Raw genomic sequence first — 26,580 nt, forward strand, 5'->3', positions numbered from 1 at the left:
AAGATGATTTGATCAGCGTTCTCGTCCACCATGGCCTCAGGTTTCAAAGGAAAAGCCAGGCCGCTTACTGCCTCCAGTTGCTGCTGTTTTCTCATAGAGCTGAACAGCAACTATTTCACTGACCAAAACAGTGACTTTCTTGTCTTCGACTTTTTCGCAACTGAGCTCCAGAAGGTGAGGCTGACCTCTCTCCAGGCACTTGCGCACTTGCTGGTAAACGGCTTCCGCATCTGCCAATGCTTTGCGCTGCACAGATACCGGCAAGGGGCTCAATTTGAGGGCCAGCTCAATGACGTACACGGACAACGTTGACAGGATTGCATCATTCTTGCGAATCACGCCCCACTATTTGCCATGCAGACCAAAGCGGATAAGTATTTACACTTAGCAATGGGCCGTTTTGCTCGAGTGGCCGTGATGCATCCTCTCCATGGGGCCAGTGTCCTAAGCGTCATGTTTGAGTGATGTGGACAGTCAAGGTTCTTTTGCTCGTATGGGTGATGTGTGCCGCTTTAGGCTTTGATCTTGTCTTGTCGGCATTGTTTGTTTGGGCGTCGATCTGCAGCTCACCGATTGCATCTCACAGGAGACCTGCGCCCCTGAGGAGTCAGAGCCCGACAGCTTCTCGATTGAGTATTTATTGTTGATTGCAGTGATTAGAGCCTGGAAGCCCTTTGTGGGCAAGTATTTTTAAAATTGTCTGCCCCATTATGATTTACTTGCTGCAGGCAATGCCGTGCAATTTATGGCATCAAGGGCTGGATTTTAATTTTAAATCAATCCCTGCGTAAGCAGTGAATCTATTGATTGAAGTCCTTTGCTATGAGTCGTTTGGCGAGGTCAATGGCCTAGGTGGCTGTGATGGGCTTCTTCTCTTGAATATCACATGGCCAATTAAGATTGTATTAATCTTCCCTTAAGACACAGAGCAGTGCCTAATGAGTACTCCCCTTCCGTCGAATTCCCAGGTTCAGCGAGATGCTGGTGATTCTCTTCGCGAGAGCTTGGTTAGACAAAAGCTTGTGCAACGTATTTGCGGCCAGGCTGTTATCTATTTTGGGGCATTTATTGTTGCAGTTTCGCTGTATAAATTTGTCAGCGCTTTCTCGTTAGATGTTTCTCCTTGGCCTGAGCTGCAGCTTGGAGTCGCTGGTCTGTTGTTAGTTTTTTTAGGTAATTTTCTGCGACGCTCAACCTTTTTAAAGTCTTTGCTTTCGGAGTTTAGTCCTTCGGCTAGAGCAAGTCGATCTCTATTGATGTTGATCCTTGCATTATTTATTATGGGATCTGTAGCTCTATTCAAGCTGTCCGTTCAGGATGTTTTGCGTTACAAACGGCTGCTTGGAGAAGGAGGTATTCTTGAGTACTTGCAGGCTCTAATTCTGTTCACTTCTGCCTGGGTCTCTTGGCTAATTTCTAGGGACTTACGGAGGCGTCTGTTGATGCGCTTGCATGGAGCCATTTATGGGATGATTGCTTTAGGAATGCTTTTTGTTGCCTTAGAGGAGCTTGCTTGGGGTCAGGTTTTGTTTGGCTGGAGAACACCTGATAATATAGCGGTTCTTAATGCTCAAAATCAGACAACGATTCATAACCTCGAGTTTTTTCAAGATTATCTCGATATTAATCTTTTTCTGGTGTCAGTATTGATTCTAGTTTTGGTGTTATGGCGGCCATCTTTTGGATTGTTTAAAGCAAGATCATCTCGAGAGGATGTAATTCCTGTCGGAACATTTTTTCTGCCCAGGTATTTCTGGCCTCTATTTTTTTGCGCTGCATTTTTGTCTTATTTTGTTGCTACCAGGTCAGCGACAGCTTTGGTTCTGAATATTGATCAGGAGTGGGCAGAGTTGATGCTTTATCTCTCCTTCGGCCTAGGGTTGCTGCGAACCTATGTCTTGCTAGCCAATCCGTCAGGGCGCCAAAATGGTTGATAGATATCTGCCGGCATTGAGAGAGTTGCCACCTGAGTCAGTGATGTTATGAGTCAAGGTTGTCTTTTGGTATTAAGTATAATTCTTTTCGCCTATTATTCCATTGATGACTGGATTTGGGAAAGTCTCTAACCAGACTGTCTTTGCCCTTTTCTCCTGGTCTTTATCCTTCCTTAGGATGGTATTTGGCGGCTCTCTAGTATTCATTTCGGCAGCTGAGGAATGATGCGAATGTCATCTCTTGTCAGTGGGTTGAGGTCCTATCGCAGAGACAACTTCCCTTGGGTGGTTCTTGGGATGGCTGGCGGCTTTTGGCTGGTCGGACTGCTGATTCAGTTTTGGCGCCTTGAAAGCCTTACTGCTACTTACGACCAAGCTCTTTTTTTGCAGGAGCTTTGGTCTACTGCTAGGGGTCATTTTTTTGAAAGTAGCCTTTCGTCGGAGTTGTCGGCAGCTGTTGCCAATCAAGATGCTTTGCCAAGCATCGACTATCTCCATCTTGGCCAGCACGCCAATGTGCTGACTGTGTTGGCAGCGCCCTTAGTAGCACTCGTTGGTCGCTGGGCCTTGCCGTTGATTCAAGTGGGGCTGTTGGCTCTAGCAGGTTTGGTGTTGTGGCGGATGGCGTCGGCCCGATTGTCGAGACCCTTGGCGATTCGCTTGACCGCGTCCTACTACTTCAGTGGAACCGTGATTGGCCCACTGGTTGAAAACTTTCACGACCTTTGTTGGTTGCCATTACTGGGCTTTTTGGTTGTTGATGGTCTCCTCAAGCAGGGGTGGCGCCAGGTGATGGCTTGCAGTTTCCTGATGCTGTTGGTGCGTGAAGATGCGGGACTCACCCTGTTTTCACTTGGATTGTGGGCATCGCTTCGTCGACCTGGTGCACGCGCCATCGGCCTCATGGTCATGGCGATGTCGTTGGTTTATGTGGCAGTGATGACTGGCTGGATTCAGCCCCAGTTTGATTCCTCCCTGTCTGATCGCTTCCTGCAGGAAAAGTTTGGGCATCTTTTGCAAGGCCGCACTGGTGGGACCTTCACCGTTCTATGGACGATGGTGACCCATCCGCTTCGTTTGTTGGCGGCCTTGGTGTCTCCCCCTGGAACCACCTTGGCTTTTCTGCTGGCACCAGCGTTGCCTTTGGCCTTTATCCCCTTTGTCTCGCTGGATGTGGCCCTGATGGTGGCTGTGCCTTTATTCATCGCTTTGGTGTCCCAGGGCATGAGTGCGTTGTCGGTAACGCTCAGGTATGTGCTTGCTTTGGTCCCAGGGTTATTTATGGGCGCAATGCTTTGGTGGCAGGCCCATTCAGGTTTCTGGTCTCATCTTTGGTTCCGGCGTTTCTGGACGGGATGTCTTGCCCTAGGGCTTGTTTTGACTTTGGCAAGCAATCCTCATCGCACCTTCTCCGCTCTTGTACCGGATAGCTTTAGTCCATTGGTTCATGTCTCGCCGGTCGCCATGCTGCAGCGATCTGCAACGGCCCGTCATGCCGTTGGGCTTGTGCCAGATAACGCCTCGGTCGCTGCTGATACTCCCTTGTTGCCGCTTCTGGCGGAACGGGAGGTTGCCTTGCGCTTCCCGAAAAATATCGAGTACTACAACCGTCAGGATCAAATTGAATCGGTTCAATGGGTCTTGGCTTTCCCTGGCTATTACCGTTCGTTGATGCCATTGTTTCGCCAGGAAACGTCTCGTTGGCGATCCATCAATAAGGCCTTGCAGGAACTCATTGACGAGGGGCGTTACGGGGTGGTGAGCTGCGCGGATGGGTTAGTGGTCTTGCGCAATGGCGTCGAGTCTTCTTCTGATGCAAGACGTTGCCTTGATGCATTGCTAGCACTTGAGCCTGGATGAAATAGAAGGTTGAGAACGTGCCTTCTGCTCGATTCCGGTTACTGTTGATTTGCTTTGGCAATAGCGAAGTGACTTTGCCTGAATTAGGCATTCGTCGCATGCTTCGTGAATTGTCGTTATCCCCAAAGGAGGAGGTGCTCATGAGTTCCAGTTGTTCGATGCAGGGTCTGCTGATCGCGGAGAACGCCGGCTGATTTTTACACCTGTTCCCTGATCAAATGGTTCCGCGCCAGAGTGGACCCGACGAGAGCCCCCGTCATGTGAGCATGGCGGGGGCATCGTTTTGCAGACTTTTAATCGAGTAAGGAGGTCTTAAGGTTGTTTGATCGATTTGTGCTCGGACCGCTGACAAAGTTCCAAGCCGTTGTCCCAACTTTCGCACCACCAGCCAGCTTGTTTGGCTTTGCTCAATAGCTTCTGTTGATGTTTTCGGCTGGATCCCCAACCTGGATCTTTTGGGTTGAGAAGCATTACATCAAAGTTTTCTAGATCTAAGGCCTTGCCCTTGCTGCGGGGGAAGTTAATGGCAATGCGTTGGCTGAGATGGGGGGCGAGATAGCTCGTGGTTGCAAGGCGGCTACTGCTAGGAATGTTTGCGATGGCTTCATGGGATGGGGTTAATGCATCGAGTCTTTCCAGATAAGGACCACTGAAAAACCAGGGCTTAGCAAGGGCTACCCAGCAGATGGTGCTCCAGGTCAGTAGTCGCCAAGGAACGGCTTGTTTTGGGCGTACAGCTAGGCCATCGATGGCAGCTACAACAGCTATGACCGCAATTGGCAGGCTGTAGTGATGGATCAGTGTTCGTTGCGGTGACTCTTCCGATAGCAGATTCACCAGAACTAGCGGTAAAGCTCCAATCAGAACGGGTAGGGAGTTGCGGCGCCAGAATGGAGCGACGGCAATACTGATTAACAGCAGATAGATCAGTCCGCCGATCCAATCCACATGCTCGATTAACAACTGAGGCTTTGTGATCAGATTGAAGAGAACCTCATCGAAACTGTCGCCTAGGTAAGAGAAAAGGGCTCCGGCTGCCTTAGGGCCTCCAGTACTGCCTTTCAGCCAGGGGTAAAGCCAGTGATTGAGCATGGCCAACCAGCCCAAGGCCAACCCAATGGCTGCACAGGCCCAGATCCATCGCTTACGCAAGGCCTGCTCTAGCCCCAGGCCTACCACCACAAGCACAAGTCCATCACGGCAGCCAAGCAATAAGAGCAGTAAGCCAAACCAGAGCCAGGCTTTTTTGGCTCGACTGGCCCAGTAACAACCTGCCAGGGCCGGCATTACCCATACCTCTGGGTGGAAGTCGAACAGATTGGCGTTGAACACCACTGGCTGCAGCCACCAAAGTGCGCAGATCAGCCAGCACAGTTTTGGAGTAAGGCCTGCTTGGCGGCCCACCCACCAAAGGGGTAGTGCTGTCAGGCTTAGTCCAGCCGCCTGGCTGGCGAGTAGCCATTGAACGCTGGCATGGAAGTGATATGGAAGGGCTGCCAGATAGAGAGCCCAGGCGCCGTGATCAGCTAGCAGATGCACCCCTTCCATCGAGGAATAGGGTGGCAACCCTTGACTGGCTAACCAGACCCACTGGTCGAACAGGCCAAGATCGTAAGCATTGCTCTGCAGCAGAGCATGACGTGTTGCGGCGGCGGCCCAAAGCAGCAGGAAGATTGCCAGGCAGGTGAGGGTCAGGCGGCGGGGTGGGCAGGCCTTGATGTCCAAGCAGGAATGCTCAAGATGTTGGTGAGCATCTCATAGGCTTTCGCCTCTGGTCAGATACAGCACGTTGCCGGTGCTGATGATTTATCGGATTAACAGGTTGATGGGAGCTAGATAAGTTTGATGAGATGTTTGGGGGCAGTAAGTGGAGTTTGGCTGCTCACACAAAAGAGCCTGCAGGTTATTTCTTGCATTCCCTTGAGTGAGAGGTTTAAAGCTTTCTTCCCAGTTAAGGCTTCCCACTAGATGGGTAGCACCTTGCGCAGCCCAGGCTTTTAGTTGTTTCTGATTAATACTTTTGGCAGTGGTGAGCCATCCTTGACGCCGTGCAAGGTTCAACAAACTGGGATCACTGCCAGTCACGCTTACGATCCGGGCCTTACTTGGTAACTCTTTTCTAATGCTTTGGGCTAATGGCATCCAGATTTCTGTTTGTCGGCGCTCGAGAGCCCAATAATCAAAATTGAGTACAGTGAGGCTGATGGCAACAATCAGTGCAAGGTTGATGTTGGTCAACCATTGGTGATGTAGCCCTTTGGATATGATTAACTTCGTCAAAGATTGCCAGCCACTTCCCATTAATGGGCAGAGAAAAATCAATAGGGGCAGTTGGTAGTACTCATGAATAGAGCTTGCTCGTAAGAAAACTGCTGTGCAGACTCCAATGCTGAGTAGGCCTGCTGCCAGAATTTGACCAGCTGCATCTCGGCGGCATTCCCAAAGGCCAAAGATCACGATCGGCACACCCAGCACAGCCAGGTTGCGTACGCTGATTCTCAGCAATAGGTTTAGCCAGAGATCGATATCCAGCAGCAGGCTTAGGCTGCTGCGATCAGAGTTGTTGCCCCAGAATCCGAAGGTCAAGTCACTGGTTTGGCCAAGTTGATAAGCATGGCCATACCAAAGGGCTCCAATCAGTATTGAGCTACCCGCATAGAGCCAAGGACCAGGCGAACGTGCAAGTTTGCCTAAGCCTCTAATCAATGTCGCAAGTGGCAGTGCTGATCCAAGTGGTTGAGGCTGCATTTGCACGACCAAAAGGGGTATGCCGAGCCAGATCAAGGGCAGCACTTTGATCAAGCAGGCAAGGGAAAATGCCAGCCAGCTGGTGAGCAGAGCCCAGCGAGAGCGCCGCTCTTTCCAGACAAGCAGACGCTCGATACTCAGTGCTGCTAGTAGCAGTAGAAGCGCTTCTGCCTGCAAAGTGCGGCCGTAATAAACCCCTAGTGGCAGGACAGCGAAGAAGACCCCGCCCCACCAAGCGCTAATCGGATCCAGCAGGCGACGCCCGATGCGGATGATGACCACGATGGTTAGTGCGCTACAGAAAACCGAAAGGCCTCGTCCCAACCATTCGTGCAAGCCCGCAAGCTTGTAAAGCTGGCCAAGTAGATAGGGATATAAAGGAAACTCGCATTCCACATATCCAGGGCTGGCTCCACTCCAATCAATTTGCGGCAACCAGATCGGTGTGCCTTGCAGGGCAAAATGCCTTGCCATGGCTGCTGTATCCGCTTGGCGCCAGCTATGGATGCCGAGGATGGGGGCCTGCAGTTGGATCAGTCGCAGGATTACCCCTAAGCCCACGGGAAACCAGATTTGTTGAGCCCAGCGGGCAACAGACTTCGCCATCAGCAACTGTTGTCAATCAATGGGGATTCCAGATGCAACTGGATTAGGTGACATCGCTTTAGACAAACATCATCAGGATCACTGCTATTTGAGCTCAAAAGGTATTTTCTACAAAATTTTTGTAGTCGCAGTTAGCTAGGTCGACGTTGGCGAGTACCCCTAGGCAATGGCTTCTGGCAAACAAATTCAGCTTCCTTTCATTGTGTTCGTTCAGTCTGAGCTGCTGAAACGATGAATGAGTTGGATTCGGTGATCTTGCTGGGTCAGCGCCATGAAGAGTGCTTCGATTCCGTGGTTTGAAACGTCAGCCAACACGGGTCGTTTGAGTTCATAGGGCTTCTTCAGAGCAAGCAGTTCCTTGAGCTGAGTAGTGAGGCTGTTGTGGCTTAGCCGAACCGCCTACAGGCGTTCTGTTTGGTGGGTTCGGCAGAATGCGTGACAGGCCTCGGCTTCCCTAGATCGAGGAACGTTATTGGGTTCGCGGGCCACAAAAAAGTAGGGCCCAGTCTTCCTTGCTTTGCGCAGCCTTGCACTGCCGCTCCTGAGCCATGCTGCTGATTCGCTGGGGATTGCGGGTCAAGATCCATTCAGCGTCTGGAACAGCCTCTAAGGAGCTGATGCGCTGGCCTGCATACCAGTTGAGGCTGGGCCTTTCATCATTCCCCTCGAGAACCACCTTCGCTCCCTTTGCTTCTGCGGCGAGCTGGGCGACAGGTTCAACGGGCCAGTTCTCATTGAGTTCCCAGAGCCAGAGTGAGGAGCCCATTAATAGGTATAGAGCTGCGACGCTTCCAGCCACCATGCTGATGGCGCCCAATTTGCGTTTGGCATGGGTTGGGCGCAGCATCAGCCAGCCGCCGATACTCCAGCCAACCCCAGCAGCGAGTGCAATACCGCTATAGGGATAAAACGTGAGGACTCGCCCTGATGCGCCGATCAGCCCGAATAGAACAAGACTGACTCCTAGGGACAGCCAGAGGTACGGAACATGTTTTACAACTGCTGCACCAGGAGGATTTTTTAGATCCTTCCTGTGAATGAGCCAGGCCAGTGCTGCTCCACAGAGCAGTGCAAATGGGAGCCATAGAGGGTGGCTGTACCAGGGGAGTTGGGTCTTCAGTGGCAGGATTGCAATGGCTAGTACGGCTTGTGTGCCCAGGGCCCATTTGCCCCAACGGCTGTGTCGTTGACGCCAGGCCCAGGCCATTGCGAAGGGCCATAGCAACAGCCAGGGCCAACCACCCTCCAGCATCTCAATGGCAGGGACTTTCCAGCCGAGGTCACTGCCTTCTCCAGCATCAAACAGAACGCGGCCTGCACCATCGCCTCCCCAGAGCCACAACGCTCCAGTTCCTCGATGTAAGCCATGCCAGAGGTGCCAGGCCAGACCAGGGATCAGCCCTGCTGCAAACCAGCCTGCTAGCGGCCATCGCCACCATCGCCTGAATTCGCCACCCCAGAGCACAGGAATCAATGCTGCTGCTGCTGCTGGTAGCAGCAAAGGGGCTTTGAGTAAAAGCATGCCACTGCTAATGAGTCCTGCCCCCAGCGTTCGCCAGCGGTCCATTGGGCTGCGGTCGAGGGTTAAAACGAGTAACCACAACAAGGCCATGGCACTGAGTTGTGGACCATCGAGCATGGCTAGACGACCATGTCGTACCACTGGCATCAGCGTTAGCAAAATTGCAGCTGTAGCAAGGCAGCTCGTTCGATCATTTGGTCGTAGATGCCATTGCACAAGCCCCCCTAAGGGAATAATCAGCGTCGATAGCAATGCCGGCACCAGTCGCACCACATTGTTTGAGGGGATCCCTGTGAAAGAGGACCCGCCGTTGTTGTTGAGTTGGATGGCGGCAGCAATCAGCCAATGCAAGCCTGGTGGTTTGTTGAGGTAGGGCGAATCCCACAGGGTGGGCAGTAGAGCTTCGGGGCCCTGTTTTTGGCTTAACTCAAAGGCCACTCTGGCAACGATGCCTTCATCAAAATCGCGCAGGGGTAGATCTCCTAGCCCCACCAGTGCAAGCACGCATGCCACCAGCCAAAGCAAGAGCAAACCCAGCAGAGGCGCTCTGCGAATGGATGGGTTGTTTTCAGCTGCTGGCGTGAACAAGATTCAGAGCTAGTCGGCAGGAATGGCAGGCCTTAGGCCAATGGCCGTTATCCACTCAGTGTCACCTTTTGCTGGTCATTGACATCCTTAATCTGCTGAGCTGGGTGCAGCGCGCCAGGGATGACTTCAGGAGTTCATTCAGCGCTTGCTAGCTCTAGAAGGGATGCTGGCTGGCATGGTTTGACTTGGCGTTTCTGATACCCACCATTGAAACCATTGATACATCTGTCACACTAAGAGGTGCTTAAGGAGAGAGTAAGGGCCAACATCAAATCGGCGCATTGCGCCTATCTGTGTGAGGAACCAAATGAAACTCTTCCAGCAATTGCTGGTGGCACCTGCTGCCTTGGGCCTAATGGCCCCTATGGCTGCTAATGCCGCAGACCTAGACATCAAAGGTGTGTCCGATTATTCGGCCTCCAGCGAGCAGGTCACCAGCATCTCCCAATTCCAAGATGTTTACCCAACCGACTGGGCTTATCAGGCTCTGAGCAACCTGATTGAGCGCTACGGCTGTGTAGCTGGCTATCCAAGCGGTAGCTACCTGGGCAACAGAGCAATGACCCGCTTTGAAGCGGCTGCTCTATTGAATGCCTGCCTCGATCGCATCACAGAAGTCACCGACGAACTGCGTCGCTTGCTGAAGGAATTCGAGCAGGAGCTCGCCATCCTCAAGGGCCGTGTTGATGGGCTAGAAGCCCGCGTTGGTGAACTCGAAGCCACTCAGTTCTCCACCACCACCAAACTTGTTGGTCAGACGTCCTTCGTTGTTGGCGCCAACAGCTTCGCCGGTGATGCCAAGGATGTTTTCGGCAATGAGCGTGATGAAGAAGCTGCCAATCAGTCTGGCGCCACTGTCTTTAACTACGACATGCGCCTTGAGCTCAACACCAGCTTCACTGGCAAGGATCTGTTGAAGACACGCCTGCGTGCAGGCAACTTTGCTGAATCTCCTTACGGCGGCGGCGGCTACGTCGGCCTCGATGCCATGGAAGTGGCTTTTGGAGAATCCGGCGACGAGAATGAAGTCACCGTTGATCGCCTCTGGTATCAGTTCCCACTCGGCGAAGAGTTCACCGTAACCGCTGGTGCGATGGTTCGTCAGGACAACATGCTTGCCGTATGGCCTAGCAACTATCCGTCCGAAACCATCCTTGACGTCTTCACCTATGCAGGTGCTCCTGGCGCCTACAGCCTCACCAAAGGTGGTGGTGCTGGTATCTGGTGGGATGACAACGATAGCGGCTGGAGCATTAGCGCTAGCTACGTCTCTGCTAACGCTGATAACGGCAACCCCAATCAAGATGCTGACCCTCGTTTAAAAGGTGGTATCGGCACTGATGCTGCTGCTTCCAATGCTACGGCTCAAATCGCATACGCCCAGGACCAGTGGGGCATTGCAGCTGCTTACTCCTACACCTCTGGAGACAATGGCGCCGGCATCTACGCTGGCAATGCCACACCTTTGGCTGTTTCATTGGCCGGATCAGGTACGACCAATTCCTATGCCGTGAGTGCTTGGTGGGCTCCAGAAGAAACCGGTTGGTTCCCAAGCATCAGCGCTGGTTGGGGTCTCAACGACGTCAACGAGAACGATGATTCCAATCTGATTGACAATGCGACATCCCAGTCTTGGTATGTCGGACTTCAGTGGGAAGATGCATTTGTCGAGGGCAATGTGCTTGGCGGTGCTGTGGGTCAGCCCACCTTCGTCACTGCCGTCGACTATGACAGCGATGTCGATGCCTCCGATTTCGTTGCTGATGGCAACTACGCCTTTGAACTCTGGTACAAGTTCCAGGTCACCGATAACATTTCTGTGACTCCTGCGATTTATTACCTCAGCCGTCCTTTAGGTGATCTCACCGATGGTGGTGGTCCTGTCTACGGTGGCGGTCGTGATGACGACAGCTTCAGCAACTTTGGTGGTTTAGTTAGAACCACATTTAAGTTCTGATCGAAATGGCCCAACATCTTGTTGGGCCTCAGAAGCTACTCCTCACAATCCATCAATTACAGCCCTCCGGAAACGGGGGGCTTTTTCGTGGCTGATCTCCATCGCTTTGTTTGGATGGGTCAGTGGCCATGCCATCGCCCATGCCTATCGCTGCTGACATTACGGCCTTAGTGGGGTGCACTCCTTTGGTGCGCCTTAATCGCTTGCCACAGGTGAGTGGTTGCCATGCGGAGGTGCTGGCCAAGTTGGAAAGCTTCAACCCCACTGCCTCGGTTAAAGACCGCATCGCGGGGGCCATGATCCATGCAGCGGAGGAAGCTGGAACCATTGCTCCAGGGCGCACCGTGCTGGTGGAACCCACCAGTGGCAACACTGGGATCGCCTTGGCCATGGTGGCTGCCGCCCGAGGCTATCGCCTCATTCTCACCATGCCGGACACGATGAGTACAGAGCGTCGCGCCATGCTTAGGGCCTATGGCGCTGAACTGCAACTTACCCCAGGCAGCGATGGAATGACTGGTTCCATTGAGTTGGCAAAGGAGTTGGTGGCAACCATCCCTGAGGCTTATCTGCTGCAGCAGTTTGATAATCCTGCGAATCCGCAGGTGCATGAGCGCACAACCGCAGAGGAGATCTGGAATGATTGCGAGGGGCGGTTGGATGGTCTGATTACTGGAGTCGGAACGGGGGGCACACTCACAGGTTGTGCGCGTTTGCTCAAGCAACGCAATCCAAGCCTGCGAGTGTTTGCGGTAGAGCCAGCGTTAAGCCCTGTTTTGGCAGGCGGGAGCCCTGCTCCCCATCGCATTCAGGGGATTGGTGCTGGCTTCATTCCTAGCGTTCTTGATCTCTCTTTGATCGATGAGATCCTGCCGGTCTCTGATGACGACGCGATGGAGATGGGTCGGCGCTTGGCCAGGGAGGAGGGCTTGCTAAGTGGGGTAAGCAGTGGCGCTGCTGTTGCGGCTGCACTGCAAGTGGGTAGTAGGGCTGAGATGGTGGGCAAGCGTCTTGTTGTTGTCTTGGCAAGTTTTGGTGAGCGTTATCTATCAACGCCGATGTTTAGCGCTGCTTCGGCGGTGCCGGCGCAGCGTGATGGATACCTTTGATGTCTTCCAAATGACTGGTTTCTATGGCTGCAGATCCCTATCAGGTGTTGGGAGTAACCTCCACCGCTAGCTCGGCTGAGATCAAGGCTGCCTATCGCCAGTTGGTGAAAAGGCATCACCCTGACGCTGGTGGGGATGAGCAGGGCATCCTTGCGCTCAATGCAGCTTGGGAGGTTTTGGGGGATTCAGAGCATCGACGCGCCTATGACCGCACAAGAAAGCATGGCGTTTCAGTTGCTGACGAAGCGCATCAGCGAGGGGTTCGCAATGCTCGTGCTAGTGCTGCTGCTCGAGCGACCAAAGGCCAGGCAGCAGCAGAAGATGAGGCTCTTGAGTGTTGGATCAAGCAGGTTTATGTCCCGATCGACCGATTGCTGGGGCAAGTGATCAATCCTTTTCCTGCTCAGTTTCGTTCTCTTTCGGCTGACCCTTACGACGATTCGTTGATGGAGGTCTTTTGCACTTACCTGGAACAGAGTGTTAATCGCCTTGAGACGGTTAACAGGCTTTATCGAGCTTTGCCGATACCGGCTTCCGCCCAAGGTTTTGGCTTGAGTTTGTATCACTGCCTCTCCCAAGTAGAAGACGCTTTGGCTGAGTTGGAGCGTTACACGATGGGCTATGTCGATGGTTATCTCCACGATGGTCGAGAGATGTTGCGGGAAGCCAAAAAGCGGCGTTTACGCTTAAAGGAAGAACGCCTTCGGCTGGAGATTTCGTGAAAGCTGCCTGGCGCTTTTGGTCGTTTGTGGCGCTGATCTGGTTGCTAGCTACGGGCATCGATCGGATCTGGTGGCATCACTACGCCAGCATTCCCTCTTGGGATCAGGCCGATTATCTCAACAGCGCTCTTGATCATGGACGCGCATTAGGCCTGTTACCAGGAGGCCAATGGCAGGGTTGGAACGCTTTACTCGACCTTTCTCCCAAAATTCCGCCTCTTGCTTCTTTGGTGAATGGCACCGTGATGGCAGTGGCTGGAGATGACCCTAAGCAGGCCGCCTGGAGCCTTAGTGTTTGGCATGGCCTGCTCCTTGTTGCTGTTGCGGCATGGGGGTTGCGTTTGCGTGGGCAGGGGATGGCATTGCTTGCCGTTGTCTTTGTTGCCATGGCTCCAGCTTTGTTGGAGTTGCGCTCGGATTATGTGTTGGAGATGCCGCTCACTGCTGCAGTCACCTTGGCGTTATGGCGGCTGGGGTGCTGGTGGGATCCACAGCGAGGTGGGCGTTGGTTACAGGCCTTGTTCGCTGCGGCTGCTTGTACGGCGGCACTTTTGGTGAAGCAAAGTGCTTTGTTGGTTTTGCTTCCGGCGCTGTTATGGGCCAGTTGGTGTGCCTTATGTCGTACCAATCGCACCCGATTTCAGGTGCTGGCAGGTGTGGGTGTGTTTTTGTTCGGCGTGGGCCCTTGGTTACGTCACAACTGGATCACAACGCTTGGAGGAACGAACAGGGCCGTGATCGAATCGGCGGCTAGGGAAGGGGATCCTTCTCTATGGACCCTTGAAAACTGGCTTTGGTATCCACGTTTGTTGCCGGCGCAGTTAGGTCCTGTTCTGCTCATCGTGGGCCTCAGTGGTTGTGTGCTCTGGTTGTTTATTGATGGCCGCAGCCTTGGATCTTCAACACAGAGAGCAGTGTCTTCTGATGATCCACTGGCTTGGCGTTGGCTGATCGTGACTCTGCTGGCTGGTTGGTTGTTCACCAGCCTCAGTCCGAATAAGGGTGATCGATATATCACTCCACTTCTCCCACCATTGCTCTTGTTGTTCGCTAGGGGTTGGTTGCAATGGGGGTTGTGGGCGAACCGTCGCTGGCTGAAGGGCTCCTGGCTGATTTTGCCTACGACCCTCTTGGCGGGGTTGTTGGCCATTCTTCCTTCAGCTTTGTCGGCTCAGATCACTCGTTTGTCAGAGCGCCACAAGGGGCCTGTGGAGGCCATTGTCCGGGCGGCTGGAGGCGCTGATCCCAATGGCTTGTCCACCACAGTCATCGTGGTGCCCAGTACTCCGGATCTCAATCAGCACAATGTCAGTTATCTCGGTCGCAGGCGGGGTGGTCGATTGGTAGGTCGCCAGCTTGGTAGTAGTGCAGGTGATGTGGAGCCTGTGCTGCAGCAGGCTGAGTGGGTTGTGCTGGCAGAGGGAGATCAGGGCTCAGTTCGAGACACTGCGGCACGCCTTGATCAGGCTGTTCGCAGCAGTGGTGTATTTGTTGAGCTGCGCCGTTTCTCACGGCAATCTGGAGGTAGCTATTCCCTTTGGGCACGCAGTTCTGGGGTTCCTAGGGCAGCAAGCTTTGCTGAGCGTTTTCCCTCTCTGGCCCAGGGGCTGGAGAAGGGACCTCAAGGGCTTGAGCCAGTCTTTGCTGCGGTCTCTGTCGAACATATGTTGGATGGCCATCTCAGTTATCGAGCTGAAGTGCGAGAAGCCGCAATGCGGCGTTTGCTTGATAATCCTGCTGATACCGATGCCCGCTGGACATTGGCGCTTTTGGCAGTGTTGGCGAATCGCCCTGTTGAGGCAGCTACTCAATTCGCCGTCTTGGAGAAACGACTACCAGAGAGTCCTTGGCCCAGTGTTTATCGCAGTGTGGTGATCCTGGCGGGCTTGAATCCCTGGCAGGCATCAGCTGTGGCTGATCGAGCCCAGCGCAAGCATCCCAATGATCTATTGGCCGGCCTGGGTGATCTCAGTGGGGTTTTGGCAGGAGCTTTGTGGCGTTTGCCTGCGGCCTCAGGCTCGATCCCTAAGGCTGTGCAACAGGTTGAGGAAGCGCTAAAGCCCTCTTCTCATCAGAAGGGTTCCAGCTGATCGATCCGTAGCCACACGTCCGGAACAGGCATGCGCCAGCGCACTTGCCCATAGCCCTCTTTGACGGCGAGCAGTTCACCAGGACCTTCGAAAATGTAGTCGGGGGGAGAAGGATCACTGGCCGCTGCTTCAGTGCTGCTGCTAAAGGCGTGCCTATTGACCCGAACAAGGGCTCCTTTCTTGAGGGCTGCCGTGGCCTTTGCTGGTGCAGATGTTTCGGCCATGACGTGGCTTTATCTAAGACTCAGGCTAGAACCTCCTCAGGAACACCACCATTCTGATTTGGGTCATTCACTCGCCCTCTATTTTTTGGCCTTCGGAGCTCTGTTGCTTGTCGCCGTGCTTCTCGATGACTTGGCGGCTCGCGTGAGGGTTCCGGGGATCCTGATGGTGCTGATTCTTGGTTTGTTGGTTGACAACCATTTGAATGTGTCTGCGGATGCTGCTGATGCGCTCCCTCCCTTGCTTTCTTTGGTCCACGCAGACCAAATCACGCAGGCAGCCCTTGTTTTAGTGCTTTTCTTTGGGGGGCTCACGACGAATTGGGCAGAGATGCGCTCTGTGATCCCATCGGCCCTAAGGCTGGCAACTTTTGGTGCTTTATTCACAGCTCTCCTGATCACCTTGGCGATGCTTGGATTGGGCGTGGCCGAAGGGAGTGCTGGTTGGGTTGTGTTGTTCCCGCAGGCTTTGTTCGTGGGCGCGATGTTGTCCAGCACGGATGCATCTGCGACCTTTGCTCTCTTGCGGCCTCTCGCTGGACGCTTGCCCAAGCCTGTTTTGGACCTGATTGAGACGGAGTCGGGCTTCAACGACCCTGTCGCTGTGGTTTTGGCAGGGGTGGCAATGGCTTTGGCAGGCGGGGAGGGTGTTGCTCCGGCTGCTTTGGTGACCGTGGTGTTACGTCAGTTTCTGTTGGGCATCTTGCTTGGCTTTCTCGGGGGCAGTCTCACCACTCAGGTTCTCGGTAGTCGTAGGTCTCTGAATACCAATTCCATGTTGCCAGTTGTGAGTCTTGCTTTGTTGATGGTGCTTGCAGGTGGAACCACCTTGATGGGTGGCAGTGCCTTGTTGGCTGCTTATGTGGCGGGGCTTGTGCTTGGCAATGGTTCAAGCACCGATCAGTTGGTGCTTGAGGAGGCCCATTCCAGTTTTGCAAAAATGGCTGAACTGCTTTTGTTTCTTTGTATGGGGTTGGTGGTTTCCCCTGAGGACGTCGTTCGAGCAGCTGGCGGAGCATTCCTACTGTTTCTCTTAATGCAGGTGGTGCGTTGGTTGATTGTTCACTTTCTGCTCTTACGCAGCTCATTTTCGCTAGGGCAGCGGACGTTTGTGTGCTGCGCTGGCCTGCGTGGTGCGGTCCCTATTGCTTTGGCGATTCAGGTCTGGGCTTCGTCGTCGGTGAGTTGGGGAAAAACCATGCCTCCCCTAGCCCTGGCGGTGGTTTTGTTCGGATTGTTGTTCCAGGGGTTTGCTTTAGTGCCTATTGCAAATCGCCTTGGGCTAGCTAGTCCAGTGGAGGCTCCGCTCTCAGCCCCTTAGTCTCGCGGCCAATGCCGTCAGTTCTTTCATGCGCCTTCTACTTGTTGGTTGCACAGGTTTTGTCGGCCGTGAGCTGGTCCCCCAGTTGTTGGCAGCCAAGCATCAGTTGATCTTGGTCAGTCGCAAGGCTGCCTCTGGGTTCGATCAAGAGCGTCAGGCAGGGCAGTTGGAGTGGCTGCAGATCAATCCGGCTGATCCAAACAGTTGGCTCGATGGCCCACTACTGAATGCCTTGGCGCAAGTTGAAGGAGTGGTGAACCTGGCCGGAGAACCGATCGCTGAGCAGCGCTGGACAGCTGCTCATTGCCAGAAGCTGGAGTCGAGTCGTTTGGACACAACCAGGGCATTGGTGAAAGCCATGAGTCAACTCAAGACACCACCAAGAGTGCTCTTGAATGCCTCTGCGGTGGGCTATTACGGCACCAGTCCAGATGGCTACTTCACTGAAAAGAGTCCTTGTGGCCAAGATTTCCTCGCTCACCTTTGTGAGCGGTGGGAGGCTGCAGCTGCTGCTAAACCGTCTGCTACCAGATTGGTAGTAGTGCGTATCGGCATCGTTCTAGGGCCCGACGGAGGGGCTCTAGGCAAGATGCTGCCAGTGTTCAAGCTTGGTATTGGTGGTCCGGTGGGCAGTGGCCTTCAGTGGATGAGCTGGATTCATCGCACTGATCTTTGTCAGTTGATTGAAAAGGCTCTTGAGGAACGGGCTTGGTCCGGTGTGGTGAATGGGGTTGCTCCTGAGCCTGTCCCTATGGCTTCGTTCGCGGCGGTTCTCGGCAAGACTCTTGGTCGTCCAAGCCTCTTGCCGGTTCCAGGTCCGCTCCTCAAGATCTTGCTTGGGGATGGAGCTCGTGTCGTCCTTGAGGGTCAACAGGTGGTCTCAGAACGACTTGCAGGGTTGGGTTTCAGGTTTAAGTATCCCGATCTATGCCAGGCCTTATCCGCAGCCACCATGCCCACACCCCATTGATGAGGGCAGCGGTCATTAACAGGCTGATGGCGGGCAAAAATAGGGGCATCCATAGTTGCTGAAACAGTCCGATTGGTTTCTCCACTCCCTGGCTTGCGGCCAGGACCCCTGTGACAAACCAGAGTGCTCCGGCAATCACTAGGAACACATCGATGATCAGCAGTCGGTCCAACCACTGTTTCCATTGGGGATCGGCAGAAGGAGTTGTCATGGATGTCTTTCAGTGAGCAGGTCTGTAATGGCTTGGGCTATTCGTTGCCCGCCACCTGCCACCCCGAGTCTTTGCAAGGCCTGCTTCTGGCATTGTTGTTGCAGGTCAGGGTCCGTTTGGCTGCGTTTCAAGAGCTCCAGAGTCAGTTTGGCAGTGTTCTGCATGTTGAGCGCTTCGCCAGGCTTCCCACCAGCACAAAACACAGTGGGCCCGAGTAGTCGGCGCTGAGCTTCTGCGAATGCGGCGGTGAACTGGGGCCCCATTCCTGGAAGTTGTAGCACTGGCTTAGCGAGTCCTACCGCTTGTTCAGTCGCCGTGCCCGCCATGCTGATCAGGAGATCGCTGCTCTGAAGGACCGCAATGAAACAGTCGCGTTGCAAGGTGATGTGTCGTTGACCGAGCACAAGCTTGGTGTGTGTTGCGTTGCTGATATCAGGTTGCATTTGCCAGCCTTGTTGAGCGACTAATTGAGCCAGTCTGCTGTCGTCTAGGGCTGGGACCAGTGCAAGATCTAGGCTTATTTCATCGCGGGCTAGTAGTTGTTCTGGAAGATATTCCACCATCGCCAACATCAACAACAGGTTGTGTTCTAGTTCTGGGAGGCGGCTGCCAGGCAGAAGTCCTAGGCGATAACGGCAGCTTGGTAAGCGTGCTTGAGGTGTGAGGACTGGATCGATAAAGGGATTGCCCAGAAAGCTCACTGGGCGTTGAAGTTGAGCCGTGAGGTCTGTTGCGGTGAGCTGGTCGCGGCTATATAAACCCAAAAACCGCTTGCTTTTCAGACAGCTGCCACAAGGCCAAGGCAAGCGCAGGCGACCTTCATAGTGACTGGAGTAAGCCACTAGGTAGATCGCGACGGGACGGCAGCTAAGCCAAGCTGCCATCACAGGAATCACATCGCCAATCACCACCAGCAGGTCGTAGTGGTGTGCCACCTGCAACAAACGTCCCAGGCGCCTTAGGAGATAGAACACTTGGCCTTGTAGCAGTTCAGTCAGCCTGCCTCGAAGACTGGTGTATCCAAGCCCGCCTGTGCTGAATGCTTTGGCCTGTCCAAGGATTTTGATTCCTGCTTCGGTATAGGCATGACCATGACCGACCAAAGGCAGGGCCTCCAGTTGATGGCCGAGGTTGAGCAGGGTCTTGCCTAGGAGGGCCCCGGACAGGTCTTCTCCGTGTCCATTACTCAACAGCAGCAGCTTCGCCAAATCAGAGCTCCAGCCAAGCCTTTACTTTTTTCAAAGCCTGCCAATTTGGTCTGCGAAGTAACCCATCGGCGATTGAGTCCTTGAGGTCTTTGGCAAACTCCGGTGCAACAGCAAGAATTTTTTGCACCATGTCGATTTGATCTCGTACACCCTTGGAGTTGGTTTCCAGCAGGGCCAGGCTGAGGTTGATACGAGCTTGGGGATCCTGGGCGTTGAGCTTTACCGCAGTGCGCGCGGTGCGCAGGGCCTCATCGGGTTGCGCATTAAGAAGCTGTAGCCAGGCTAGGCATGTCCAGCCAGCCGCTTGATTGGGCGCCGTTGCTGTGATGGTTTTGAAGTCTTCGATCAGCTCACTGGCTTCAGCTCCGGACTGATACCGGGCCATAGCTGTCTCGAAGAGGTTCTCGTTGGTGGACGCCATCGGATGCAGCAGAACTGCTTAGGTCTCTTCAGATTCCCACGGAGCGGTGGCCATTGACTTCAGACAGCGAATGAGCTGCCGCAACCGCAGGTTTGGCTGGCGTTGGGATTGGTGAAATTGAAGCCGCCGCCAATCATTTCAGTGCTGAAATCCAATTGCATCCCATAGATGTACAGCAGGCTCTTGGGATCACAGATCACACGAAAACTTGCGCCATCGGTTGCGGTGTACTCATAGACCTCATCTCCTTCTTGGATATCGGCTGAGGGTACAAAATCCATGGTGTAGCTCATGCCGCTGCAGCCGCCCGAGCGCACGCCTACTCGCAGCACCTGATCATTCCCCTTCTCAAGGCAGAGCCTGGCCAACTGCTGCATAGCTGTGTTGGTGATTTGGATGCCCTTGCCGTCAGTCGCGGTGTGGTGGGTTGAAGGATTAGTGGTGCTGGTCATTCAGTGCTGGCACAGACCTCAATTCATTTTATGGAGGGATTTCTCTTGTTGCACTATCCAATTCAGTCAACCTATCCGCCATATTTATAGAGTCGGAAGGATTTTTGTAGGAAGCGCGTGCGGGTCGCCATTGTGGGCGCTGGGCTTGCCGGACTGGCTGCAGCTGTTGATCTCGTTGATGCCGGTCATACCGTGGATCTCTACGAAGCTAGGCCTTTCATTGGTGGCAAGGTTGGTAGTTGGGAAGATCCAGATGGCAACCATGTCGAAATGGGGTTGCATGTTTTCTTTTTCAATTACGCCAATCTTTTTGCGCTGATGCGCAAGGTGGGTGCAATTGACAATCTGCTGCCAAAGGACCACACCCATTTGTTCGTCAATCGTGGAGGTGATCTTCGATCTCTTGATTTTCGTTTTGCCCTAGGGGCTCCTTTTAACGGCCTCAAGGCTTTTTTTACGACTCCTCAGCTGAACTGGATCGATAAATTGCGCAATGCCCTTGCTCTGGGAACGAGTCCCATTGTTAGGGGCCTGGTGGATTACGAGGGGGCCATGAGCACAATCCGTGCTCTCGATGCAGTGAGTTTTCAAAAGTGGTTTCTCAGTCATGGCGGCAGCCTGCAGAGCATTCAGCGCATGTGGAACCCGGTTGCCTATGCCCTGGGCTTTATCGACTGTGAGGCGATCTCTGCCCGTTGCATGCTCACCATTTTCATGATGTTTGCAGCTCGTACGGAAGCATCCAAGCTGAATTTGCTTAAAGGCTCCCCTCATCGTTGGCTTACCGCGCCGATTCTTGATTACATCCAGGCAAGGGGTGGCCGTCTTCATCTCCGCCATCGTGTTCGTGAGGTGCACTTTCGCGATGACGAAGCTCCGGTGGTTACCGGGCTCAGCCTTGGCACACCAGAAGGGGATGTCATGGTTGAAGCTGATTGCTATTTGGCCGCTTGCGATGTGCCAGGCATTCAGCGCTTGCTTCCTGAAGCATGGCGTAGGTTCCCCCAGTTTGATGACATCTACAAGCTCCAAGCCGTGCCAGTCGCCACCGTGCAGCTGCGCTACGACGGCTGGGTGACTGAGTTGGGTAATGACCCCATTCACGAGGCTGCACGCCGGGATCTCCGGAGTCCTGTTGGCTTGGATAATCTTTTGTATACAGCTGATGCAGATTTCAGCTGCTTTGCGGATCTGGCCTTGGCGAGTCCTGAGGACTATCGCCGGGAGGGTCTGGGTTCTTTACTCCAATGTGTACTCACTCCTGGTGACCCCTGGATTTCTAAATCCGTAGAGACGATCGTTTCGCACACCGATGCTCAAGTGCGTGAATTGTTCCCTTCGTCTCTTTCTCTCAAGCTGGTGTGGAGCAACGTTGTCAAACTTGCTCAGTCTCTTTATCGAGAAGCCCCAGGGATGGAGCCTTATAGACCAGATCAGTCCACGCCTGTCAGCAATTTCTTTTTGGCGGGGAGTTATACCCGCCAGGATTACATCGACTCAATGGAGGGTGCCACGATGAGTGGTCATTTGGCTGCGGCGGCGATCCTCCATCAACCAGCGATGCTGGCGACCAATCAGGCGGTGGCTTAACGATGGGACGCTGGCTTGAGCACACAGTAACTAGCGATATCAATGCTCCCGTTGAGCAGGTTTGGGCTGTCTGGATGGATCTTGAGGCCATGCCTCGCTGGATGAACTGGATTGAATCTGTCAAAACCCTTGATGATCCGAGCCTCACTGATTGGACCTTGGCTGCTCAGGGCTTTCGTTTTCATTGGCAGGCAAAGATCAGCAAGCAGGTTGAAGGCCAGCAGTTGCAATGGGAATCCATAGGAGGGCTACCTACGAAAGGAGCTGTGCGTTTCTATCCGGAGAGCGAGAACCATACAGCTGTGAAATTGAGCGTTACCTACGAGTTACCGAGGCCCTTGGCACCTTTGATGGAACCGAGCATCCTGGGAGGGATTGTTACTCGTGAGCTCCAGGCCAACCTTGACAGATTTAGGGATCTTGTGGAAAGCGGTTACTGTGTTTCCTCCTGAGTGCTCCAGGACAGCCGCCTGGCGGTTGAAGAGTGCATTGATCCTGCTTACGGTTGCGCTAACGGGATGCAGTACCGATCGCTCTACTACCGAGAAGTTGGCGACAAAACCGCGATCGGCTAGGGATAGTTCTGAGCAGCTTGTGATGCCGATTGATCTTTCTGATCGGCTCACGCCACTACCTTCGGCCACAGAGGTTCAGGATCGAGTGCTTGCAGGTCGTAGGGATCCTTTTCAACCGCTTGTTGGCTCAACAACTTCAAATGGATTCATCCTGAAAGGTGTCCTGGTTGTTGGCGGGCAGCAGCGGGCATTGGTTCAAACATCAGATGGATCAGGAGCATTGTGCGTGGGGCCTGGAGGTCGTTGCCCCGGTCAAGTTGAGGCGGACCAGTTGTTACCTCCAAGCTGGTCGCTGCTATCGATCGACGTTCAGCGCGGGTGCATCACCCTGTCCCAGGGGGGCAAGTCTCAGTCTCCGACCTGCATGCTTTAACACAAGCACTGACAAGCCCCTCAAGGTCGTGAGGATCGGCTTCTTGATCGACCCTCCCAAAATGCTTCTCACAGCTGAGGCTTGTCTGGGGGCCGATGGAGATGACTTTGACTGTTTCAAGCTGCTGCAGCCAGTCGCTGCCAAAACGATGGCTGAGCAAACTTGCTGTGTGTGCAGCGGTCTTGCCGCTGCTGAAAGCAATTGCATCCACATTGCTGTTTGCGAGGGCTGTGGCCGTGTCCTCCGGGATTGCTTCTGGGCAACGGGATTCATAAGCTGCTACTTCAATCACGTGTGCTCCGCTTTCCCGGAAGGCTTCTCCCAGAATGGTGCGGCCACCGCTCTGGACTCTTGGCAGCAGCATCTTCAGTCCAAAGCCTGACACTGGGAAATGATTGATCAGGCTGTCAGCCACAAAGTTGGGTGGAACAAAATCAACAGCAGCTCCTAGGTGTTCAAGATGTTGGGCTGTTTTGCGGCCTACTGCTGCAAGTTTTAGTCCCTTGGGACGATTAGCAAGAGATTGGCCGATCCGCTGAAGCCGTTCTTCAACGGCCCGTACTCCATTGGCGCTGGAGAAAACCAACCAGTGGAAGGTCTTGATGTCGGCTAAGGCATCATCGAGGGGTTGCCAATCGTCGGGTGGGCCAATCACAAGAGCGGGCAGATCAAGAACGTTCGATCCAAGGGCATGAAGCCGACTCCGAGCCTCACTCTGTTGCTCCTGGGCACGGGTCATGATGATTGTGCGGTCATGAAGGGGAGCTATGGGTTTGCTGCTCATTTCTCTTCCTCATTTAGTTTCACAATGCCAGCCACCTGATGGCGCAGCCCTTCGCTTTCCTTGCTTCGTCCTTGACGGTGCAGCAGCGTAATAGCCTTGCTAAAGCTGTTGCGGGCACCATTGATGTCCCCAGCGACGAGCATCGCAACCGCATGATTTTGGTGGGTCTCAGCATGCTCAGGATTGAGTTGTTTCGCTTGTTCGTAGGCGTATAAGGCTTCTACAAGATTGCCTCGGCGACGCTGCATTAATCCGAGGTTGTACCACGCCAGAGCAACTTCCGGGGCTTGTTGGGTAGCGGTGGTGGTGAGTGCGATGGCTTCATCCAGTAGCTCTTGTTGCATGAGCAGGGCTGCCAGGTTGAGGCGAGCTCCCAGGCTCACTCTGATGTCCATGGGTAGAGCCACGGCTTCGCGGTAGGCCGTGATGGCTCCTTGGGGATCGTCTTGGGCAAGGGCAATGCCTAGGTGCAGAAGAAGTTCGTAGCGTTCGATCGGATTGGCATTCGTGTTTTCGTTCTGCTTTAGGCCTTGCCGCAAGAGCTGGATGCCGCGCTCTTTTTGCCCTTCGTCCACCTCGAGAGCGCCGAGTTTTGCACAGGTATACGGATCGCCTGGATGCTCAGCCAGCCAGGCCTCCATTGCTGTCCTCAACCGTTGGGATTTGTTGCTGCTTTGGAGTAGATCTGGCCGGTAGCCTTCGTGGAGCAAAGCCGGCTCAAGGTAATCGACGATGCGCCAATGAGGTTCTTCGCTGAGCAGATCCCTCACGCTGTCGTCAATCATGGAGTGGTATGGGCGGCTCCAGTGAATTCGCGGGTGTCGGCGGAACAGACGGCTGAGGTTGGAATAAGGGGCCATCGTTGCTCCTTGCTCAAAGCGCAGCAGGTTGATCACCAGAACATCTGGCTGAGCCATCAAGTTTTGTAGGCCTGAGATGGCCTCAGCGCGTAGTTGTTCATCGGCATCAAGAACAAGGACCCAATCCCCCGTGATCAGGTTCAGGGCGGCATTACGGGCTGGGGCAAAGTCCCCTGGCCACGGCAGGTGCTCTATTCGTGCACCGGCGGCTTCAGCTATGGCCACGGTTGCATCCGTGGACCCCGTGTCGACTAGCACGATTTCGTCTACGAACCCTTTCACGGACGCCAGGCATGCTCCCAGGCGACTCTCTTCGTTGCGTACGACCATCGAGAGGCTGAGCATTGGAGCTGGTTCGTAGGTTGGCTCGAGGATATAGACGTCAGTCAGTGAAGTCTTGGAACAGCGGCGTTTGGGCATTTGATTGCACCTGCGCAGGTTGTAGCAGGTAGGTAAGAACCTGGCGCTGCGCTTCAGGCATCTGACCAGGGCTGTAAGCCGCGGGGATGCCGAGATTTAACACTTCAATCAGCTCATCCCAGATGTAAGGACTGCCGTAGACAACTAGGCCTGCGAGGCGTTTTTGCTGTTGGAGTTGTTTGACGGTTGCTACCCATGGCTCGTGGCGATCCTGGTCGCCACGGAAGGGGTTCCCGCGTAAGAAAAGTTGCAGTATTACTGGGCCGATGCCCAATCGTTCTAGAGCTAAAGGCTGATCTGGGTCGTCTTGCCAGGGAGAGATCCCTAGGGGGTGACAGAGCAAACTTTGAAATCCAGCTTCAGAGGGCAGTACGAGTGCTGGGGCCGTGGCTGTGAGTACCGAGCAGGGCAAGACTCCATCCACCCGCAGGAGATTGATGCCTGACTCAGTTGGGGTGACCGGTCCTGGATGGTGGATTTTTAGCGATGCAGTCACCAGTTCTCTAGCGAGAGCACGGTCTTCGTCTCGTTCCAGGGGTTTGTCAATGCTTGTGCTGTCTTTGAGGGCCAGCTTTGCAGTGGAGGTACCAACCTTTTGTAAGGCTTCTCGCCGGCGCTCTTGGGAGGCGTGCAAACGTTGCATTGGAATTTGGCCCGACTGGAGGGCCTCGCATAGGGCCTCGATAGCGTCATCTGCGTTCTCGGGCATTAAAATCAGATCAGCACCGGCGGCAAAGGCCATCACGGCGGCTTCGCCAGCGCTATAGGACTGAGTGATTGCTCGCATGACCAGGGCATCGGTCACGACCAAGCCCTCGAACTTGAGTTGGCGGCGTAAAAGGTCTTGGAGAACAGCTGGAGACAGGGTCGCCGGACAGGAGGCGTCGAGGTTTCGCATCAATAGATGGGCCGTCATGATGCTGTCGATGCCGGCTTTCATGACGGCCTGGAAAGGCACGAGTTCAAGCTCCACAAGCTGGCGGAGGTTGTCATCCAGTACAGGCAACTGCAGATGGGAATCCATTCCCGTATTGCCATGACCTGGGAAGTGTTTGGCGCATCCCAGCACACCTTCTGCTGCAAGACCTTGTTGGAAAGCACAGGCCAAAGAAGAGACGGCGGCAGTGTCTTCTCCCCATGCCCGCACATTGATGACAGGGTTGGCTGGGTTGTTGTTGACATCGCAGACGGGTGCTAACACCCAGTTGAGTCCGCAGCGTCGAGCTTGGTGTCCTGTGCAGCGGCCGTAGTGCTCGGCCAGATTGACAGCACGACGTTGGTCTTCTTGATAGAGCCGTCCAAGGGCCATGGGCGGTACGAGCCAAGTGCCGCCTTCAAAGCGTTGACCGACACCCTCTTCCACATCGGCACATAACAGGAGGGGTGCTTTTGCCCATTGTCTAAGTCTCTTACAGCGATGCCTTATTTCGGTGCTTGTGCCGCCCAGCAAAATCACACCGCCCACACCTTCAGCGAGCAGACGTTTTAGCTCAGCGTTGCTTAGTTCCCATTTTGGATAACGGCGTTGATCATCGCTGGCATGACCACTTGCTCGCACCACCAGCAACTCAGCGACTTGACGTCGAAGGGGGCTCTGGATCGGCGGGTTCACGTTTTGTTGACAGTTGTTGTCTCGTAAGCCGTTGGTTGATCACTCTCTGATTGCACTCCTTCAAGGGTTTCTCGCTGTTGTTCCAATTGCTCAAGAAGATTCAGTACCGAAGTTCCCTTCTCGATTCCGCGATCCAAATGAAAGTGCACTGCAGGTGCACGTCGCATCTGCAATCTGCGGCCAAGCTCGCCTCTGAGGAAACCACTTGCGGCCTCTAGACCCTCTAGCACTTCAGAGCGTTGGATCTCTTCGCCGTAAATGCTCACAAAAATCTTGCAGTGCTGTAGATCGCCGGAGACTTCCACATTCGTAATACTCACCATGCCCTGATGCACCCGTTCGTCGCGGATGCCATGGATGAGTAATTCGCTTGTCTCTCGGCGGATTAGGGCAGCGACCCGCTCCACCCGTCGCCCAGGTGCCATA

At 54.1% G+C, this 26,580-nt stretch carries 25 protein-coding genes; 12 read left to right on the forward strand and 13 right to left on the reverse strand.

The features are described 5' to 3' along the window. Window positions 1–36 precede the first annotated feature (36 nt). Window positions 37–300, reverse strand: coding sequence for a hypothetical protein (locus tag PMIT1303_RS11450; protein ID WP_011827218.1), 264 nt, complete (start codon window positions 298–300; stop codon window positions 37–39). 704 nt (window positions 301–1,004) lie between these two features. Here PMIT1303_RS11450 and PMIT1303_RS11455 point away from each other — a divergent pair. The 3 genes from PMIT1303_RS11455 to PMIT1303_RS13595 all read left to right on the forward strand — a co-directional run bounded on the left by PMIT1303_RS11455 (window position 1,005) and on the right by PMIT1303_RS13595 (window position 3,988). Beyond that, window positions 1,005–1,934 (forward strand): pectate lyase, encoded by a 930-nt coding sequence (locus PMIT1303_RS11455; RefSeq protein ID WP_231901481.1) that lies wholly within the window; start codon window positions 1,005–1,007, stop codon window positions 1,932–1,934. A gap of 231 nt (window positions 1,935–2,165) precedes the next feature. Beyond that, the gene (locus tag PMIT1303_RS11460) at window positions 2,166–3,794 is read left to right on the forward strand and encodes a DUF2079 domain-containing protein (protein ID WP_231901483.1); all 1,629 of its coding nucleotides are present in this window, start codon (window positions 2,166–2,168) and stop codon (window positions 3,792–3,794) included. Window positions 3,795–3,811: 17 nt separating this feature from the next. After that, window positions 3,812–3,988 carry a hypothetical protein gene (locus tag PMIT1303_RS13595; RefSeq protein WP_156487017.1) on the forward strand — a complete coding sequence of 59 codons (177 nt, stop codon included), beginning with the start codon at window positions 3,812–3,814 and terminating at the stop codon, window positions 3,986–3,988. Between the two features lie 118 nt (window positions 3,989–4,106). On the opposite strand, the gene PMIT1303_RS11465 is transcribed toward PMIT1303_RS13595, so the two are convergent. From PMIT1303_RS11465 to PMIT1303_RS11475, 3 genes are all read right to left on the reverse strand, one after another. Next, window positions 4,107–5,519 (reverse strand): DUF2079 domain-containing protein, encoded by a 1,413-nt coding sequence (locus PMIT1303_RS11465; RefSeq protein WP_063398796.1) that lies wholly within the window; start codon window positions 5,517–5,519, stop codon window positions 4,107–4,109. 81 nt (window positions 5,520–5,600) lie between these two features. Then, window positions 5,601–7,148, reverse strand: coding sequence for a glycosyltransferase family 39 protein (locus PMIT1303_RS11470; RefSeq protein WP_063398797.1), 1,548 nt, complete (start codon window positions 7,146–7,148; stop codon window positions 5,601–5,603). A gap of 469 nt (window positions 7,149–7,617) precedes the next feature. Next, the gene (locus PMIT1303_RS11475) at window positions 7,618–9,258 is read right to left on the reverse strand and encodes a glycosyltransferase family 39 protein (protein WP_156487018.1); all 1,641 of its coding nucleotides are present in this window, start codon (window positions 9,256–9,258) and stop codon (window positions 7,618–7,620) included. A gap of 307 nt (window positions 9,259–9,565) precedes the next feature. Between PMIT1303_RS11475 and PMIT1303_RS11480 the strand changes: the two genes are divergently transcribed. The 4 genes from PMIT1303_RS11480 (at window position 9,566) to PMIT1303_RS11495 (ending at window position 15,136) form a co-directional block, all read left to right on the forward strand. Next, window positions 9,566–11,215, forward strand: a complete 1,650-nt coding sequence (locus PMIT1303_RS11480) for an iron uptake porin (RefSeq protein ID WP_063398798.1) — start codon at window positions 9,566–9,568, stop codon at window positions 11,213–11,215. Between the two features lie 140 nt (window positions 11,216–11,355). Next, window positions 11,356–12,324 (forward strand): cysteine synthase A, encoded by a 969-nt coding sequence (gene cysK, locus PMIT1303_RS11485; protein ID WP_041375247.1) that lies wholly within the window; start codon window positions 11,356–11,358, stop codon window positions 12,322–12,324. 23 nt (window positions 12,325–12,347) lie between these two features. Then, on the forward strand, window positions 12,348–13,046 hold the full coding sequence (locus PMIT1303_RS11490) for a J domain-containing protein (protein ID WP_063398799.1): 699 nt from the start codon (window positions 12,348–12,350) through the stop codon (window positions 13,044–13,046). Beyond that, a complete protein-coding gene (locus PMIT1303_RS11495) occupies window positions 13,043–15,136 on the forward strand; it encodes a glycosyltransferase family 39 protein (RefSeq protein WP_063398800.1) in 2,094 nt (697 codons plus the stop codon). Before PMIT1303_RS11490 ends, PMIT1303_RS11495 begins: the two co-directional genes overlap by 4 nt. Here the strand turns inward: PMIT1303_RS11495 and PMIT1303_RS11500 are convergent. After that, window positions 15,118–15,360, reverse strand: a complete 243-nt coding sequence (locus PMIT1303_RS11500) for an NAD(P)H-quinone oxidoreductase subunit O (RefSeq protein ID WP_063398801.1) — start codon at window positions 15,358–15,360, stop codon at window positions 15,118–15,120. The genes PMIT1303_RS11495 and PMIT1303_RS11500 overlap by 19 nt on opposite strands. Here PMIT1303_RS11500 and PMIT1303_RS11505 point away from each other — a divergent pair. Next, window positions 15,359–16,678 (forward strand): cation:proton antiporter, encoded by a 1,320-nt coding sequence (locus PMIT1303_RS11505; protein ID WP_082824496.1) that lies wholly within the window; start codon window positions 15,359–15,361, stop codon window positions 16,676–16,678. The genes PMIT1303_RS11500 and PMIT1303_RS11505 overlap by 2 nt on opposite strands. Window positions 16,679–16,706: 28 nt before the next feature. Further along, window positions 16,707–17,648, forward strand: a complete 942-nt coding sequence (locus PMIT1303_RS11510) for a TIGR01777 family oxidoreductase (protein ID WP_063398803.1) — start codon at window positions 16,707–16,709, stop codon at window positions 17,646–17,648. Here the strand turns inward: PMIT1303_RS11510 and PMIT1303_RS12985 are convergent. Genes PMIT1303_RS12985 through PMIT1303_RS11525 form a run of 4 tightly spaced genes read right to left on the reverse strand, consistent with a single transcriptional unit; the run spans window position 17,590 to window position 19,940 of the window. After that, the gene (locus PMIT1303_RS12985) at window positions 17,590–17,859 is read right to left on the reverse strand and encodes a hypothetical protein (protein ID WP_074159240.1); all 270 of its coding nucleotides are present in this window, start codon (window positions 17,857–17,859) and stop codon (window positions 17,590–17,592) included. The genes PMIT1303_RS11510 and PMIT1303_RS12985 overlap by 59 nt on opposite strands. After that, window positions 17,856–19,067, reverse strand: coding sequence for a lipid-A-disaccharide synthase-related protein (locus PMIT1303_RS11515; RefSeq protein WP_063398804.1), 1,212 nt, complete (start codon window positions 19,065–19,067; stop codon window positions 17,856–17,858). The genes PMIT1303_RS12985 and PMIT1303_RS11515 overlap by 4 nt, the downstream gene beginning before the upstream one ends. Window position 19,068: 1 nt before the next feature. Beyond that, the gene (locus PMIT1303_RS11520) at window positions 19,069–19,488 is read right to left on the reverse strand and encodes a hypothetical protein (RefSeq protein ID WP_063396758.1); all 420 of its coding nucleotides are present in this window, start codon (window positions 19,486–19,488) and stop codon (window positions 19,069–19,071) included. Window positions 19,489–19,547: 59 nt separating this feature from the next. Then, window positions 19,548–19,940: an iron-sulfur cluster assembly accessory protein gene (locus PMIT1303_RS11525; RefSeq protein WP_063398805.1), complete on the reverse strand. Its 393-nt coding sequence runs from the start codon at window positions 19,938–19,940 to the stop codon at window positions 19,548–19,550. A 117-nt stretch (window positions 19,941–20,057) separates the two neighbouring features. On the opposite strand from PMIT1303_RS11525, the gene zds reads away from it, so the two are divergent. The 3 genes from zds to PMIT1303_RS11540 are packed head-to-tail and all read left to right on the forward strand — an operon-like array spanning window position 20,058 to window position 22,478. Next, on the forward strand, window positions 20,058–21,530 hold the full coding sequence (gene zds / locus PMIT1303_RS11530; protein WP_063398806.1) for a 9,9'-di-cis-zeta-carotene desaturase: 1,473 nt from the start codon (window positions 20,058–20,060) through the stop codon (window positions 21,528–21,530). A 2-nt stretch (window positions 21,531–21,532) separates the two neighbouring features. After that, entirely contained in the window at window positions 21,533–21,982 is a 450-nt protein-coding gene (locus PMIT1303_RS11535; protein ID WP_063398807.1) for an SRPBCC family protein, read from the forward strand. Next, a complete protein-coding gene (locus PMIT1303_RS11540; RefSeq protein WP_231901485.1) occupies window positions 21,915–22,478 on the forward strand; it encodes a hypothetical protein in 564 nt (187 codons plus the stop codon). Before PMIT1303_RS11535 ends, PMIT1303_RS11540 begins: the two co-directional genes overlap by 68 nt. Here PMIT1303_RS11540 and PMIT1303_RS11545 read toward each other — a convergent pair. From PMIT1303_RS11545 to rbfA, 4 genes are read right to left on the reverse strand one after another with little or no spacing between them, the layout of a single operon-like run. After that, window positions 22,429–23,262, reverse strand: coding sequence for a uroporphyrinogen-III synthase (locus tag PMIT1303_RS11545; RefSeq protein WP_063398809.1), 834 nt, complete (start codon window positions 23,260–23,262; stop codon window positions 22,429–22,431). The genes PMIT1303_RS11540 and PMIT1303_RS11545 overlap by 50 nt on opposite strands. Then, complete coding sequence (locus PMIT1303_RS11550) at window positions 23,259–24,467, reverse strand: glycosyltransferase (RefSeq protein ID WP_197459828.1); 1,209 nt, start codon at window positions 24,465–24,467, stop codon at window positions 23,259–23,261. The genes PMIT1303_RS11545 and PMIT1303_RS11550 overlap by 4 nt, the downstream gene beginning before the upstream one ends. Window positions 24,468–24,504: 37 nt before the next feature. Beyond that, window positions 24,505–26,154, reverse strand: coding sequence for a glycoside hydrolase family 3 N-terminal domain-containing protein (locus tag PMIT1303_RS11555; protein WP_063398811.1), 1,650 nt, complete (start codon window positions 26,152–26,154; stop codon window positions 24,505–24,507). Beyond that, window positions 26,151–26,579, reverse strand: a complete 429-nt coding sequence (gene rbfA, locus PMIT1303_RS11560) for a 30S ribosome-binding factor RbfA (protein ID WP_063398812.1) — start codon at window positions 26,577–26,579, stop codon at window positions 26,151–26,153. The genes PMIT1303_RS11555 and rbfA overlap by 4 nt, the downstream gene beginning before the upstream one ends. Window position 26,580 lies beyond the last annotated feature (1 nt).

This window comes from Prochlorococcus sp. MIT 1303 (assembly GCF_001631965.1).
GTDB classification, from domain to species: domain Bacteria; phylum Cyanobacteriota; class Cyanobacteriia; order PCC-6307; family Cyanobiaceae; genus Prochlorococcus; species Prochlorococcus marinus_D.